Here is a 13289-nt window from a genome sequence, read left to right as displayed (position 1 = left end):
CAATCATCACCTCGCCGCGACACCGACTCGCCATCCTGATTGTCGCGCGCTTCCCACCCAGATTGTCGCGCTATAGCTCAGCCTGGGCTGCCTGATAGCGCAGCCTCTCAATCTGCTGCTCCTCAGCGTAGCGCAGTGCTTTTGCGGACTCAAGATGGGTCTTACGCGCTTTGGATAACGCATCGATTTCCGCCGGTGCCATCGCTTCCAAGAATGCCACGGCAACCTGTGCGTCGATCGGTGCAGCACGCAGATTCTGACATTCCGGCACGCCGCGCTGGATTTTCAGATGATTGCAGACATATTGGCTACCGCCCTTGTAACGCACGGTCATCTTGTGTCCGCATTCGCCGCAATAGGTGATACCGTAGAGCAGGGCGGCCCCATCACGCGGGATGCCACGGCTCTTGATGTGCTGGTGCGCCGCACGATTGTCGTGCAGCGTCGCCTGGATTTTCTCGAGGGTCTCCCAATCGATATAGGCCGGGTACCTTCCCTTCACCACGATCCTCCAGTCCGTTCCACGACGCGGAGTTTTTTGTGGACGCTCTCCCGGTATTTTGGACGGCTTCTGCCAAGTCCTTCCATAGACGAAGGTGCCTGCATAGGCCGGATTCTTGAGGATTGCGGTCACGGCCGATACCGTCGCGAGTTGCAAGCGCAGATCGCAATGGCGAGGCAGTGCCAAGCCACGGCCAACAAAGGCTCGCATCGCTTGTGCGGCCGTCCGCACTTTCACTTCGTGACCACCCTAGGAGGGTCGCGGACAGGGGCCGCCGGCAATTGCACGACCAAATCGCCGCGTTCGGCCTTTGCCATACGCCCAGTCGTCATCCGGCTCTTGATCGTGTGCAATTCCAGCTCTGAGATCGATCCCTTCAAGCCCAGCAGAAGGCGCCTATTGGGCGTTCCGGAACTATAGGCGCCATCCCGGTCGGCGATCAAACAATGGCGGTGCCCGCAGACATCAAGCAGCGGGTACCAATCCGAACAATTGCGCGCAGGCGCGTCACGTCCATCGACGGGATAAGGCCAACTTCACCAAGAGTGACCCGCGCGCCCAGGTCCTTAAATCCTTTCCGGTGGGCTGCCGTAGCGCCGCTTAACCCAAGATCGCTATCAATCATGTCGAGGTCCGCCTCGCGCCATCGGAGTTCGCGAGCGCGCTGCGAGAGGGCGTACTGAAGCCGCAGGCTTTCTTGATTGGTGATCACTTGGTGCGGTGTCGACTGCCGCACATACACCACTGCTTTGCGGTCCAGGTGATCCGGCTTGACGAGTTCCGAGCCCATCGCTCATCTCCCGCAGGACTTGGCCGAGATCTTCTGCGATCATTTGCCGGAGCGATTCCGGCAGACTGCGCCAGACCTCTCGAGATTCGATGGGCATGTGCGCCGCTCTCTTCGGCCAACGCGATTAAGTCCTGCAGCGCCTCGAGGCTCAGCTTGGTCGGCGCGGCGCGCAGAAAGCTATTTCGTTCGAGATTCGTAACCCGAGCGGCAAAAGAAGCGGAGACCGAATCGGTAATGTACATGTGCAAAGAGACCCCTGCACGCTCCACGTGTTGTCGTCTCCTTGCCGCTCGAGATCAATCGATAGCGCAGGCCATAAAGCGGGTGGCGCGGATCGATAACTTCCACTTCTTCGGAGTTGGCTACGTCATCATCACTCTTATGGGTATCTCTCGATCCCCTCGTTGGAGGGCATCGACTGGGGGCTGCCGCAACATACTGACCGCAGGCGGCAGGCTGATCGCCGGGATTTGAATCGGTGGCAGGATCAGCGGTTCGGACAGAGATCGCGTCTTGTGATTTTCTGGTCGGCGATGGGCGCTGATGATTCTCTTCCCGACGATGTGACCACGCTGCAGGCGATGATGCGCGGCGAGCGAGCGGCCCGTTTGGCCGCCCGGAAGCCGAGGCCCAGTCCGGGACATTGCTGATCGAGAAGCTCAAGCTCACGATCAAGAAGCTGCGGCACGAGCAGTTCGGACTATCCTCCGAGCGAGGCGCATTGCCGGACCAGCTCGAGCTACAGCTCGCCGACGGCGACCTCAAATCGGAATGGTGGCGAGATCATCTCGGAATGCTGGGCGACATTGAGCGGAATCCACGGTTGACCCCTGGCCGCCGCGAGAGTTCACCCGGGATCGGGTGGAAAGCGATCCAGTTTTTGCTAGCACAGGGCTTAGAGCCTCGATGAGGTGCAATGCGTTTTCGAGATATGCGCGCTGGCGTCCACGTGAGACGCTATGGACTGAACTGGCCTGCAGCTGCACCGGCCCGATGCTCGGACCTGCTCAACTTACTCCCGAGCCGCATCCAGTCCTACCATCACCCAAATCATTCGATATGCCTCGCAAACAGTGTTCGGGGATCCTTCTCCACGCCGAGCCGGAAAGTGATTCTATCTTCTCAACGAAGGAGAAAAAGGCGGCCGCTGGCTCGGACGCTTCCATCCGGGTTATGCGTTCAGTCGTCCATAGTCACGCATAATCTCCCTCATAGAGTCGTGTTCGATGGCCGCAACAAGCCTGTTCTCGCGTCCGACCATCGACTCGGCCGCAATCATCGCGTTGAGTATCGCTTCCTCCACGGCCCGAGCCGTGGCTTCGAACAGCGTGTCGAGCCTATTGTTCGGCAGGAAAGCGAGATCACCGATGGCGGGTGAGACCGCCGACTCACTCAGCGTTAGGTTTGCCGTGGAGAAGGCAAGGCACAGGTCACCGGAGCCGTCTCCGACCGGAGTGCCAGTGCGGCCGATGCCGATGCCGGCCCGCCGGGCGAGCCGCTCCAACTGGGTGGGCATCAAAGGCGCATCGGTTGCCACTACGGCGATGATCGAACCGTGCTCACCGGACCATAGCCGGTTCGAGGTGAGATGTTCTCCCACGGGTACGCCAAGGATTTTCAACAGAGGTCGAACGCCAAAATTTGCTTGTACGATACACCCGACGGTGTAGCTCGAACCGAACAGTTCCACGACGCGGGACGACGTACCTGTGCCTCCCTTGAATTCGAAGCAGATCATTCCAGTGCCGCCGCCAATATTACCCTCGGCCAAGGGGCCGCGGGAAGCGCTATCGAGAGCCTCCATTACATGCGCCGGCGTAACATGGAAGGCGTCCATGTCGTTGAGGTAGGCATCGCATGTTTCGCCAACCACGGGCAGCATGAACTTATAGGGACCAACGCCGGTTGCCGGCTTCTCGATCATCCATTGCAGAATTGACTGATGAACGGTTCCTAGACTGTGGGTATTAGTGATGCCAATTGGTCCGGTAAAATAGCCAGCCTCCCTAATCCAGTGGGTTCCGGTCATTTCACCGTTTCCATTAAGTGAATGAAATCCAGCCCAGACCGGCGCTCGCAGAGGGCCACTGCGTCCTCTTGGAAGGACGGCGGTGACACCAGTGCGCGCCAGTCCTTTACCCGAATCCCGTGAATCACTGATCACTGTCGAGTATCCTACCTCCACACCGGCAACATCTGTTATGGCGTTGAAGGGGCCGGTTTTTCCGGAGAACGGTAATCCTAGATCGCGCGCCCGCGGTTTCACTGCTCTCGATGCCAAGCACTGACTAGTTTTCATTCGTGTCCTCGTCTTCGTCTGTTCGGTTGCCCTTCCCGTCACAGCGGGTTGGTGGGTGAATTTGGCTGTTGCAAAAGCGCTAGACGGTTGAGCAGATATTCGTCATGGCAAATCTGCGCTAGCAGCGCGGCAGTTGACAGTTTCAGACCGCCCCTGCTCTGACGTTTGGTCGCCGATTGCTCCAAGGCCTGGCTTCCTCCAGATCGCGTCCAACTCGCACCAACGTGGCCTCGTCGCCAAGCCGGCCGACGATTTGGATGCCAATTGGCAGCCCACTGGCACTTTGCGCGAGGGGAAGGGAAAGCGATGGATGACCCGTGACATTGAAGATGCCCAGGTACGGATAAAGCGTGTCAATCGCCTCTACGAACTGCTCCACGGAGAGGGTCGGGCTCGTCGGGCAATATATGCTATCGTGTGGGAGTGCGACGGTTGGCATTGTGGGAGTCAGCAGAATATCAAAGGAATGGATTGCTTCGCCCACGCGAGATCGAAAACTCCGTATTGCTTCTACTACGTCCCCTACCTGAGAGTTGCGGCCTAGTTCATGAATTCTGAGGTTCAAGGGCTCCAAAGTGTCAGCATTGATTTGCCGTCCGATGGCCCGCGCCGCGGTCTCAAGTGAATTCGCGCTGAGTTTCCGCTTGGTATCGAATATTCTGAAGTACTCATCGGACTCATACGGCGGCTGCATGTCCGTGACTTCATGCCCCATTTCGTCTAGGAGCGCAGCCGTTGCCTCGACTGCCTGGCGGATCTCCGGCTCAACGACGGCTGCGCCCCATTTGATCGTGGCGACTCCAACCCTCAGCCTTCCAGTAGGCCGCGAGAGTTCCTCGGTATAGCAGCGGCTTGGCTGGACGATGATAAAAGGGTCGCCGGGATGTGGGCCCGAAAAAACGTCCAGCGCCGCGGCCATGTCACGCACCGTCCGACAAAGAATAAACTCGCGGAGAAGACCAAACGATACATCCTGGCGGTTTGGGCCACCAGAAATTCGCCCGCGTGATGGGTTCAGCCCGACAAGGCCGCACCAAGAAGCCGGAATCCGAATTGATCCACCGCCATCGCTACCATGAGCAATAGGTGTAATGCCGGCGGCCACCGCTGCAGCAGATCCTGAAGATGAGCCGCCTGCGGAGCGTTCTACACTCCATGGATTGTAGGTGATGCCATTAGCGATAGATTCACTCATTCCAGATGTACCAAACTCTGGCAGTGTCGTTCTCCCGACTGTGCGAAGCCCTGCTTCTCGTGCGCGACGGAAGAAATAGCTTTCAATCTGCGGACGGCAGCCCTTGAACAGCCGGCTCCCGCATTCCTGGAGGCGTCCAGCTTCCGTGGCCCCTATATCCTTGCGAAGGAAGGGTACGCCATGAAAGAGGCCTCCTTGAGCAGCGGTCACATCCTCAGCGTCTTCATAGAACTCAATGATAGCATTGATGCCGGGATTGACCTCGTCGTGCGCCTGACGTGCTAAGCGTATCAACTCAACGGGCGTCACTTCGCCTGCTCTCACGAGAGAGGCTAATCCGGTGGCATCGTAATCGGCATACTCGCTTAATCTCATTTGATGGTGCCTTACTCGGCTAACTGTTTCAGATGGATGGTCTGCTTGGCGCCCGCGAGGGCGACCTAGGTCTGGTCTGGACGACTTTGCTTCCGGTTCACCTCCGTTGACGGCACTCCAGGGCTTCCGTTCGGATGCGACAACAGATGACCTGACTGAGTGCGCTTAAGCGGCTCGATCTGATGTTCAGAAAACACGAGCTTACGTTTGCCTTGATTTTGAAAGAGGCACTCTGCGCTTGGATTGATGACCGCCGGAAGCATCCCGGAAACCCGACCCGCGAAGTAAGGGCCCCTGAGGTCCGGGACGGCGGTAAGAAGCGCTCCGGTATAACGATGGTGTGGCTCTTGGAACATGCGCCTAGATTGCCGAACTTCGATAAATCGAGGTAGCCCCCCGCAATTCTAGTTGGTGTTGCGCGCCCTTTTGTCCGATCATTTAGCAATTGACGCATAAAGACTGCATCATCCCGCGCTGAGCGTCTGTTCCTATGCATAGGGCAACTGTGCCCGGTGGTGCAGAATGCCTGCCGAACGGTTGGACTGTGACTAGGATGGTGTTGCGCTAGTCTACCAGACATATTGACATCGAACCGCTGGCCCTCGGGTTGCCAACTATGGAAGTACCGCTTGTTGGAAACTTCCTCGATGAAGTGGGGAGACTATTTTCTGGCGTTCGCCGTGTCCCTCCTCCCGTGCATCATAACTCTCATTCAGCGCCCCCAGACCCGCAGACCACTATCCTGCGGAGATATTCACGAGCCGCGATTGGTCATTTTGAACTCCAACTAAACAGTCGAGCTAGCTGATAGTTGACGCCCTAAGCTGAGAACCGTGAGATAGGCCTTCATTTTGCGAGCCAGCACGCGGCGATGTGCTGCGGTCCCACTTCGATGGCCGGCGGCTCCTCTTGACGGCATCGATCGATAGCCATTGGGCAACGAGGGTGGAAACGACACCCATTCGGTACGCGAGCGGCACTAGGGACATCGCCGTGTAACGAGAGCAGCTCAAGATGATGGGCCCCGGGACGCAACTTTGGCGTGGCATTGCTCAGTGCGACCGTATATGGATGGCGGGGGCTGAACGTGATCTCGTCGGCGCTGCCAATCTCGACCAACCGCCCAAGATAGAGGACCGCAATCCGGTCAGCGAGTAACCAAGCGAGCGGCAGGTCGTGGGTGATGAACAACAGTGCCGTATTGTGCCGCTGGCGCAGGTCGACGAGAACTTGGAGAATCTGCGCGCGGATCGAGACATCGAGCATCGAGACCGGTTCGTCTGCAACGATGAGATCGGGCTTAACGGCGAGCGCCCCGGCGATGACGACCCGCTGGCGCTGGCCGCCGGACAGCTCGTTTGGGAAGCGAGCGAAGAAATCACGGGGTGGATTGAGGCCGGCGGATGCGAGAGCTTCGTTCACTCGTTCTGTCAGTTGTTTTGTATTCCCGACCAATCGCAGTGATCGCAACGGTTCCGCCACGATATCGAAGACGGTGTGTCGCGGATTGAGCGCCTGATAGGCGTCCTGGAAAATCATCTGCACTCGATTCCGGTAGGGACGCAACGCGGAGAAGCCCTGCTCAGAGGTCATGTCGCGGTTCTCGAACAGCAACCTGCCGCCTGTCGGCTGCACAAGCTTTGTGATAACCCGGCCCACCGTCGTCTTGCCGCTTCCTGATTCTCCGACCAAGGCCACAATCTCGCCGCGTCCGATGGTGAGGTCAATCCCGTCCACCGCGCGCACAACGCCAGCGGATCGACCCAAGACATGGTCTAACAGTGAGCCATGGATCGGGAAATGAACCTGCAGGTTCTCCAAACGCAAAATGTTGGCGGCGTCAGCCATGAGCGTGCACCTTGTCCTGTTGCTTCAAGGGCCGATGGAGGTGACAGGCGACGCGGCCCTGCCCAAACTCATTGAGACTGGGGACCTCGGTCTCACAAATTGCCATTGCGGACGGACACCGTGGATGGAAGGCGCAGCCAGACGGCCGGTTCATTAGATTGGGGGGATCGCCCGGAATAGGTCGAATCATACGTTTGCCGTTCGCTGGATCAGGGATCGATTCGATCAGAAGTTGGGTGTAGGGGTGTTTGGGCTTGGCGAAGATTTCGGCTACAGCGTCATCCTCAACAATACGGCCGGCATACATGATCATCACGCGATCACAGGATTCAGCGACGACAGACAAGTCGTGGGTGATCAAAATAAGGGCAAGGTTGAGCTTCGCTCGCAACTCCCCTAGCAGCTTCAGAATTTGAGCCTGTGTGATGACATCGAGCGCCGTGGTCGGCTCGTCGCCGATGACGATCGAGGGGTGACATGCGAGTGCCATCGCGACCATCACCCTTTGACGCATACCTCCCGACAGTTGGTGGGGATAGGCGACACCGCGATCGGCGGGAATGCCGACTAACTCCAGCAACTCTCTTGCCCGTGCAGTCGCCTCGCCACGCGACAGGCCGAGTTTCAGCATGCATGGCTCAGCGATCTGTTTGATGATGCGGTGAACAGGATTGAGAGCATTCATCGCGCCCTGGAAGACCACGGCCGTTTCGTTCCAGCGATGTGGACGCATGGCCGGATCGTCGTCAATCGGCAGCCGCTTTCCGCGATAACGTATCTCACCACGACAGACGCGCGCGCTTGGCGACAAGAGACCCGCTATCGCCATAGCGGTCGTGGTCTTACCGCAGCCCGATTCACCCACAAGGGCAATGGCCTCTCCTACTCGGAGCGTAAAGCTTACGTTCTCGATCGCACGGGATGGAACGCCCCTGAGCTGGTAGTCGACAGAGAGCCCGTCCGCTTCAAGAAGCAACGTCTTTTCTGGGGCGACGAATGTCATGGAATTACCCTCCGCCGCGGGTTAAACGTGTCGTCGAGAGCATTTCCGATCAGGACGAAGCTGAGCGAAACCGCCAGTACGCACACCCCTGGGGAGCCGAGGTACCACCAGGCTCCTGTGCTGGCGGCACCAGCGCGCTGCGCGAGCGAAAGCAAGGTACCCCACGATGGCTGCAAAGGGTCACCGAGCCCGAGGAATGAGAGAGCGGTCTCGGTATAGATCGCGCCGGCCACAACCAGAGCTCCATTGGCTGCGACCTGCGGCACGAGGTTCGGCAGAAGATGTCGCACCATGATATTGAGATGGCTAGTACCAACAACCTTGGCGCGCTCCACGAATTGGCGTTCTCGCAGTGAGAGTGTTTGGCTTCGAACGATGCGCGCAACAAAAGCCCAGCTGGTCAAGCCGATGACCAGAATGATCACCAAAAGAGAAGGACGGAAACCGAGAATAACGCCACGACGCCCAATCGCTTCCAGAACCACGGGCGTAATGACAAGAGCCAGAACGAAGGACGGAACGACAAAGAAAAAATCTGTCAAACGCATCAGCCAAGCGTCGACCGTCCCACCATAGTAGCCTGACATTATTCCAATCGTGGTTCCGACGATGAGGCTTATCACGGTCGCCAGCAGCGCGATCGTGAGCGAGACTCGGGCACCATGGGCCACTAGATTCAGCACATCCCGACCGACTTCGTCTGTCCCCAGCAAATGTGAACCTTGGGGCGGAGCAAGGAAATCACCAGTTGCGCTCGCTGCGGTCTCGAGCGGCCCCACGATAGCGTCTGGTGCCGCTGCCACGATCAGGAAACATGCCAGACCCAACAAACCGAGTTGAGCTCCGGCGTGACCAAGAAATTGGCGCAGGAAGCCCTTGATCGCTTGCGTTCGTAGACGCAACGGAGACGCAATAGTAGATTCGCTCATTACCGGACTCGCGGATCGAGAAGGCTGTAGGCCAGATCGGCGACGAGGTTTGCTACAACGACCGACGCGCCAAGCAACAGGAAGATGCCTTGAAGGACTGGGTAGTCCCGCGCGTTGAGAGCTTCGACCGTCAGGCTGCCGACGCCCGGCCAACCGAACACTGCTTCAATGGTGACGGCACCCGCCACCACGTAGCCGAGGTTAAGCGTGACCAGGGTCACCACCGGCAGCATCGCGTTGCGGAATGCGTGGCGCATGAGCATCTGCCGTTCGGTCAATCCCTTGGCCCGGGCGGTGACCATATAATCTTCGGTTATGACGTCGCTCATCGCGGCGCGTGCCACGAGTACGTATTGCCCGATAAGGACCAGTGCGAGCGTGGAGGTCGGAAGCACGAGATGCCGGATGCGGTCGGTGAGCCATTCAAAGTAGCTCACAGACGCGAGCGATGGCGAATATGCACCATAGCCAGGAAACCAGCCTAATCCCGTGCTGAATACGACCACCAGGACCATACCGAGCCAGAACGGAGGAGTGGAATACAGCGCCAGAGAGGTGGCTGTGGCTACATGATCTATGGCACTTCCCCGCCGCCAACCGGCATAGATGCCGAGCATCACTCCAGAACCGATCGCGATAAACTGGCCCAGCCCCACGAGCACTATGGTGGCAGGCAACCGTTCAACGATCACGTCAGAGACAGGAGCGCCCTGGAACTTAAAGCTGTAACCCAAGTCCCCCCGGACTGTTGTTGATAGATAACTTAAGAGCTGATCCGGGATCAGCGGCCGATCAAGGCCCCAGCGCTGGCGTTGCGCTTCGATCTGCTCGGTGGTTGCGCCGTCGCGCGCCCCCGCAAGCAACATGCTCGTGGGGTCACCCGGGATTATCCTAAACAATATGAAGTTCAGGATCGTCACCATTAGAATCGTCACTGCCGCTCTACTGAGAATGCGCCAGATGCGTCGGCTTGTCCGGCTTCCCGGCACATGGAGAGCCATCTTACATCGGCCTTAGACGGTCGAGCGGGAAATAGCCGTACATTGACAGCATGTTTTTAGTCCCCCAGCCTTCGAAACAATCCTTGCGATGGGCTTCGAAGACGAAAGGATAACACAGGATGATATAAGGTGCTTCGGTGTAGAGAAGGCGTACCGCCCGATCGACCAGACCCTGCCTCTTCTTCAGCTCCACTGTCAGATTGATATCCGAAAGGAGAGCGTCAAATTCCTGGTTCGACCAGTACGATTTGTTTGAACTACCGATTTGCGCGCCGCTGGCAAACTGGAGCTGAGCCAGCGGCCTCACGGACGGCCAGCTGTTAGCAACAAGAAGGTCCCATCCTCCGCCACCCTTCGCTGGCGCCGCCGTACGAGAGTCGAGCAATCCGGAATCGAGCTGAGTTACGGATACGGGAATCCCAATTTGCGCCAGCCAAGCGGCGATAAGCTGCACAGCCGCGATCGGTATCTCGAGGTTACCCGAGAAATTCCCGGTAATCAGCTCAAGCTGAAAACTCTTGCCGTCCTTGTCCTCTCGGACGCCATCACCGTTCATGTCTCGATAGCCAGCGGCATCAAGCATCCTGCCTGCCTCGGCAAGATCGAAGCGGCGTTGGATGCCGCCGAGGTCCGAGTAGTAGTCGACGGCTAACGGTGCAATCGCCCCCGCACCAGAATCTGCGTGCCCGCGGAAGGCTCGATTGACGATAGCCCTTACGTCGATCGCGTAGCCGATCGCATTACGAAACGCCGGATCCTGCAGAGCCTTGGTGCTTCCTGCACCCTTCCCCGAGAGCGTGTTGAAGGCCAGATAGTTGCGCTGCCAAGTGGGCGCTTCGCCAACCTTGATACCGGGATCTTTTGAGAGGTCCACCCACTGGGCAGCCGTCAAGTTCATGCCATAGTCGAGGCTGCCGCTCTTCAGCCCTTGAGCGACGGAATCGGCAGTATTGAAGAAGCTGAAAATCATACCCGCTGTTGCCGGTCGGCCCGCGCGGAAGTAGGGATTGGGCGTTAGACGGGCAAATTGACCCTGCTGGAACTCCGAAACAATCATAGGCCCAGTTCCCACTAGCGGCGGAGCATTGCGGAAAGTGCTACGCGCTTCACCGTAGCTGACACCCTTCCAAACGTGCTCGGGAACGATCAGGGCCGAGCGTTCGAGCGGCCAGCGAGTTGGGACCCTGGTCACGATTTGCAACGTCTCATCATCGAGGGCCTTGACGGACTTTACGACTTCAAAGCCGCTAGTGTTGTTATAGCCCGCGTCCAGTTCGTCCGGGGTACCAATAGAATCACGTAGATAGTTGTAGGTGAATGCCGCATCTCTCGCCGTTGCAGGTTGGCCGTCCGACCACTTCATCCCGGGCCAGATCTTAAAGTTCCATGTGACGCCGTCGTCGGCAACCGACCACTCCTTGGCGAACCCCTTACGATCAGGATACTCGATAGCTTCGGGACTAACGAGCCAGTCGTAGGTGTAGACAAGCGGGTAGAATGCAGTCCAACTAGCGAACGGATTTAGCGAGCGGGGGGCAGCGATTCCTCCAAGGCGCACAATGCGATCGCCACACGAAGACGCAATCGCGCTCGAATTCACTACCCATGGCGCTGCAGAGCCTGCTAGCAGCACCATCATTACTTCACGGCGACTATAAGACGAATAATTTGTGATGCCCTGCTTTGACGTCATCCCGGTCCCCTCCATGCCATCCGACTTGGCGGGCACTCCTAACTTCTAGTTGACGTCCCGCGCGCCTTTGTTGCAATCAAATGGCCATTGACGCAGAATATCTGCATTCTCTTCTCTCGAACGTCCGTTTCCTGCATTTGAGATGATCGGGCGTGGCGTGCGTCCCTGAAGCCCTGCTGTGATCAGTCGTGTCACGACAACCGCCTTCACCTAACCAGCTCACTCGAATATCAGGGACGAAGCTCAAAGCCGACTTGAGGAGAAAGAGACCGTCCGGCCGCCACTTGTGCAGCGAGGTTAGCTTGGCTCAAAGCCGGATCTCACTGCCTTCACTGAAGCCAGTATGAAGCGACGAACTTCACGAACTCCCCGCGTCTCGTGCGTGTCAGGATGGGAGGTGAGCCAATAGCTTCGTGCGAACCGAACGTCGGGGAGCAGTCGCTGCAGCTCCGGATACCGCTGGGCAACGAAATCGTGCAAAATGCCAATCCCGCAGCCGCTTCGCACGGCCTCCATCTGAGCAACCACGCTTCCGCACTCATATCGGCGCCACGTCATCCTGCCAAGAACCGAGGCGTAGTCCAGCGCTCGGCTATAGACGTAGTCCTCTACATGCGTGACGAACAGCCGCCCCGCCAGGTCGCTTTGGGTTTTTATCGGGCCTTCGCGCGACAAATAGCGCTCCGCCGCGTAGACGTTAAGTGTATAGTCGGTCAATTTCGACATTACCAACCGGCCTTGCTTCGGCCGATCCAGGGTAATCGCGATATCAGCCTCCCGACGAGACAATGAAAAGGTGCGAGGCAGCGGCACAAGTTGAATGATGAGGTCTGGATGATTGGCGGCCAAGGCTCCCAAACGTTCGGCTAGAAAATAATTACCTAATCCGTCCGGCGCTCCCACGCGCACCGTGCCACTAACCGCTTCGCCGGCACAACTTATACTGGCGGCGGCCTTAAGAAATTCGCTCTCAGCGCGTTCTGCCGCCACAGCCAGGGCTTCGCCTGCCGATGTGAGCCTGGAGCCTGAGGTATGACGCTCGAGCAACCGCACGCCGAGATCCCGTTCCAATGCGGTGAGCTGACGAGAGACGGTCGCATGATTGATGCGTAAATGTTTCGCGGCCTTCAAGATCTTCCCGGTGCGCGCGACTTCCAGGAATATTCGAATCTGGTCCCAATTCATCGACTACACTTTCTGTGCAACCAACCTACAGTTCTAACCCGGACCAACGTCGATCGTATTGCCGAGCGGCAGCAGCAGGAAATCACGGTCCTTGAAGAATGCCAGGAGCTTCGAACCGATATTAGCTAGATAGCCGGCGTCGTCCGCCTTTATAACGAGCGCGCTGTGATCGTCCCGCAGCGACGGACGTTTGCAACGGGCTTGTCAGCGCGGAATGGCCGGATGGCTTCAGCACCTGACCGTGACTGTGCGATGCATCGTCATAGCCAAACCCGGGGGGCATCCGCTCGATCGTAATTCCGGCCGCGTCCAGTGAGATCTTCCTTCGTCTGCCTGTGGCGGGGCGTGTTCAAGTCGGTGTTGCCCATCGCACCAGTCATTACCGCTCTTTGTGAGGTGTGATTTCATGCGCCGGTTTTCGCCTGCGCGCGAAACACGCGCTCGCCAAGAGCGCCGCCGCTCCACAGTA

11 protein-coding genes and 1 pseudogene are annotated in these 13289 nt (G+C 58.1%); 1 reads left to right on the top strand and 11 read right to left on the bottom strand.

The genetic code is table 11. From position 1 onward, the window contains the following. Positions 1 to 70 precede the first annotated feature (70 nt). Both ACLFLU_RS08270 and ACLFLU_RS08265 read right to left on the bottom strand, forming a co-directional pair. Positions 71 to 739: a recombinase family protein gene (locus ACLFLU_RS08270; RefSeq protein ID WP_426411756.1), complete on the bottom strand. Its 669-nt coding sequence runs from the start codon at positions 737 to 739 to the stop codon at positions 71 to 73. After that, positions 736 to 1292 (bottom strand): annotated as a pseudogene (locus tag ACLFLU_RS08265) (recombinase family protein). The gene ACLFLU_RS08270 and the pseudogene ACLFLU_RS08265 overlap by 4 nt, the downstream one beginning before the upstream one ends. Positions 1293 to 1935: 643 nt before the next feature. Here ACLFLU_RS08265 and ACLFLU_RS08260 point away from each other — a divergent pair. Further along, positions 1936 to 2202, top strand: coding sequence for a transposase domain-containing protein (locus ACLFLU_RS08260; RefSeq protein ID WP_426411755.1), 267 nt, complete (start codon positions 1936 to 1938; stop codon positions 2200 to 2202). Between the two features lie 261 nt (positions 2203 to 2463). On the opposite strand, the gene ACLFLU_RS08255 is transcribed toward ACLFLU_RS08260, so the two are convergent. From ACLFLU_RS08255 to ACLFLU_RS08215, 9 genes are all read right to left on the bottom strand, one after another. After that, entirely contained in the window at positions 2464 to 3591 is a 1128-nt protein-coding gene (locus tag ACLFLU_RS08255) for a P1 family peptidase (protein WP_426411754.1), read from the bottom strand. 142 nt (positions 3592 to 3733) lie between these two features. Next, positions 3734 to 5095 (bottom strand): amidase, encoded by a 1362-nt coding sequence (locus tag ACLFLU_RS08250; RefSeq protein ID WP_426411753.1) that lies wholly within the window; start codon positions 5093 to 5095, stop codon positions 3734 to 3736. A gap of 131 nt (positions 5096 to 5226) precedes the next feature. After that, positions 5227 to 5517 (bottom strand): hypothetical protein, encoded by a 291-nt coding sequence (locus ACLFLU_RS08245; protein WP_426411752.1) that lies wholly within the window; start codon positions 5515 to 5517, stop codon positions 5227 to 5229. Positions 5518 to 6007: 490 nt separating this feature from the next. Further along, positions 6008 to 7009, bottom strand: a complete 1002-nt coding sequence (locus tag ACLFLU_RS08240; RefSeq protein ID WP_426411751.1) for an ABC transporter ATP-binding protein — start codon at positions 7007 to 7009, stop codon at positions 6008 to 6010. Continuing rightward, positions 7002 to 8012, bottom strand: a complete 1011-nt coding sequence (locus ACLFLU_RS08235) for an ABC transporter ATP-binding protein (RefSeq protein WP_426411750.1) — start codon at positions 8010 to 8012, stop codon at positions 7002 to 7004. The genes ACLFLU_RS08240 and ACLFLU_RS08235 overlap by 8 nt, the downstream gene beginning before the upstream one ends. Next, positions 8009 to 8941, bottom strand: a complete 933-nt coding sequence (locus ACLFLU_RS08230; protein WP_426411749.1) for an ABC transporter permease — start codon at positions 8939 to 8941, stop codon at positions 8009 to 8011. The genes ACLFLU_RS08235 and ACLFLU_RS08230 overlap by 4 nt, the downstream gene beginning before the upstream one ends. Beyond that, entirely contained in the window at positions 8941 to 9942 is a 1002-nt protein-coding gene (locus ACLFLU_RS08225; protein ID WP_426411748.1) for an ABC transporter permease, read from the bottom strand. The genes ACLFLU_RS08230 and ACLFLU_RS08225 overlap by 1 nt, the downstream gene beginning before the upstream one ends. A 1-nt stretch (position 9943) precedes the next feature. Beyond that, positions 9944 to 11635: an ABC transporter substrate-binding protein gene (locus ACLFLU_RS08220; protein ID WP_426411747.1), complete on the bottom strand. Its 1692-nt coding sequence runs from the start codon at positions 11633 to 11635 to the stop codon at positions 9944 to 9946. Positions 11636 to 11932: 297 nt separating this feature from the next. After that, positions 11933 to 12820, bottom strand: coding sequence for a LysR family transcriptional regulator (locus tag ACLFLU_RS08215; protein WP_426411746.1), 888 nt, complete (start codon positions 12818 to 12820; stop codon positions 11933 to 11935). Positions 12821 to 13289 lie beyond the last annotated feature (469 nt).

The organism is Bradyrhizobium ganzhouense (assembly GCF_049949285.1).
Classification (GTDB): Bacteria; Pseudomonadota; Alphaproteobacteria; order Rhizobiales; family Xanthobacteraceae; genus Bradyrhizobium; species Bradyrhizobium ganzhouense.
Note: the sequence above shows the minus strand (reverse complement) of the source record. Positions and strands in the feature narration are given on the sequence as shown.

What these genes read in the sequence shown, in the direction of transcription:
- ACLFLU_RS08220 (WP_426411747.1), bottom strand. Translation starts at nt 11,635, where the DNA reads ATGACGTCAAAGCAGGGCATCACAAATTATTCGTCTTATAGTCGCCGT.
- ACLFLU_RS08215 (WP_426411746.1), bottom strand. Translation starts at nt 12,820, where the DNA reads ATGAATTGGGACCAGATTCGAATATTCCTGGAAGTCGCGCGCACCGGG.
- ACLFLU_RS08230 (WP_426411749.1), bottom strand. Translation starts at nt 8,941, where the DNA reads ATGAGCGAATCTACTATTGCGTCTCCGTTGCGTCTACGAACGCAAGCG.
- ACLFLU_RS08255 (WP_426411754.1), bottom strand. Translation starts at nt 3,591, where the DNA reads ATGAAAACTAGTCAGTGCTTGGCATCGAGAGCAGTGAAACCGCGGGCG.
- ACLFLU_RS08225 (WP_426411748.1), bottom strand. Translation starts at nt 9,942, where the DNA reads ATGGCTCTCCATGTGCCGGGAAGCCGGACAAGCCGACGCATCTGGCGC.
- ACLFLU_RS08245 (WP_426411752.1), bottom strand. Translation starts at nt 5,517, where the DNA reads ATGTTCCAAGAGCCACACCATCGTTATACCGGAGCGCTTCTTACCGCC.
- ACLFLU_RS08235 (WP_426411750.1), bottom strand. Translation starts at nt 8,012, where the DNA reads ATGACATTCGTCGCCCCAGAAAAGACGTTGCTTCTTGAAGCGGACGGG.
- ACLFLU_RS08240 (WP_426411751.1), bottom strand. Translation starts at nt 7,009, where the DNA reads ATGGCTGACGCCGCCAACATTTTGCGTTTGGAGAACCTGCAGGTTCAT.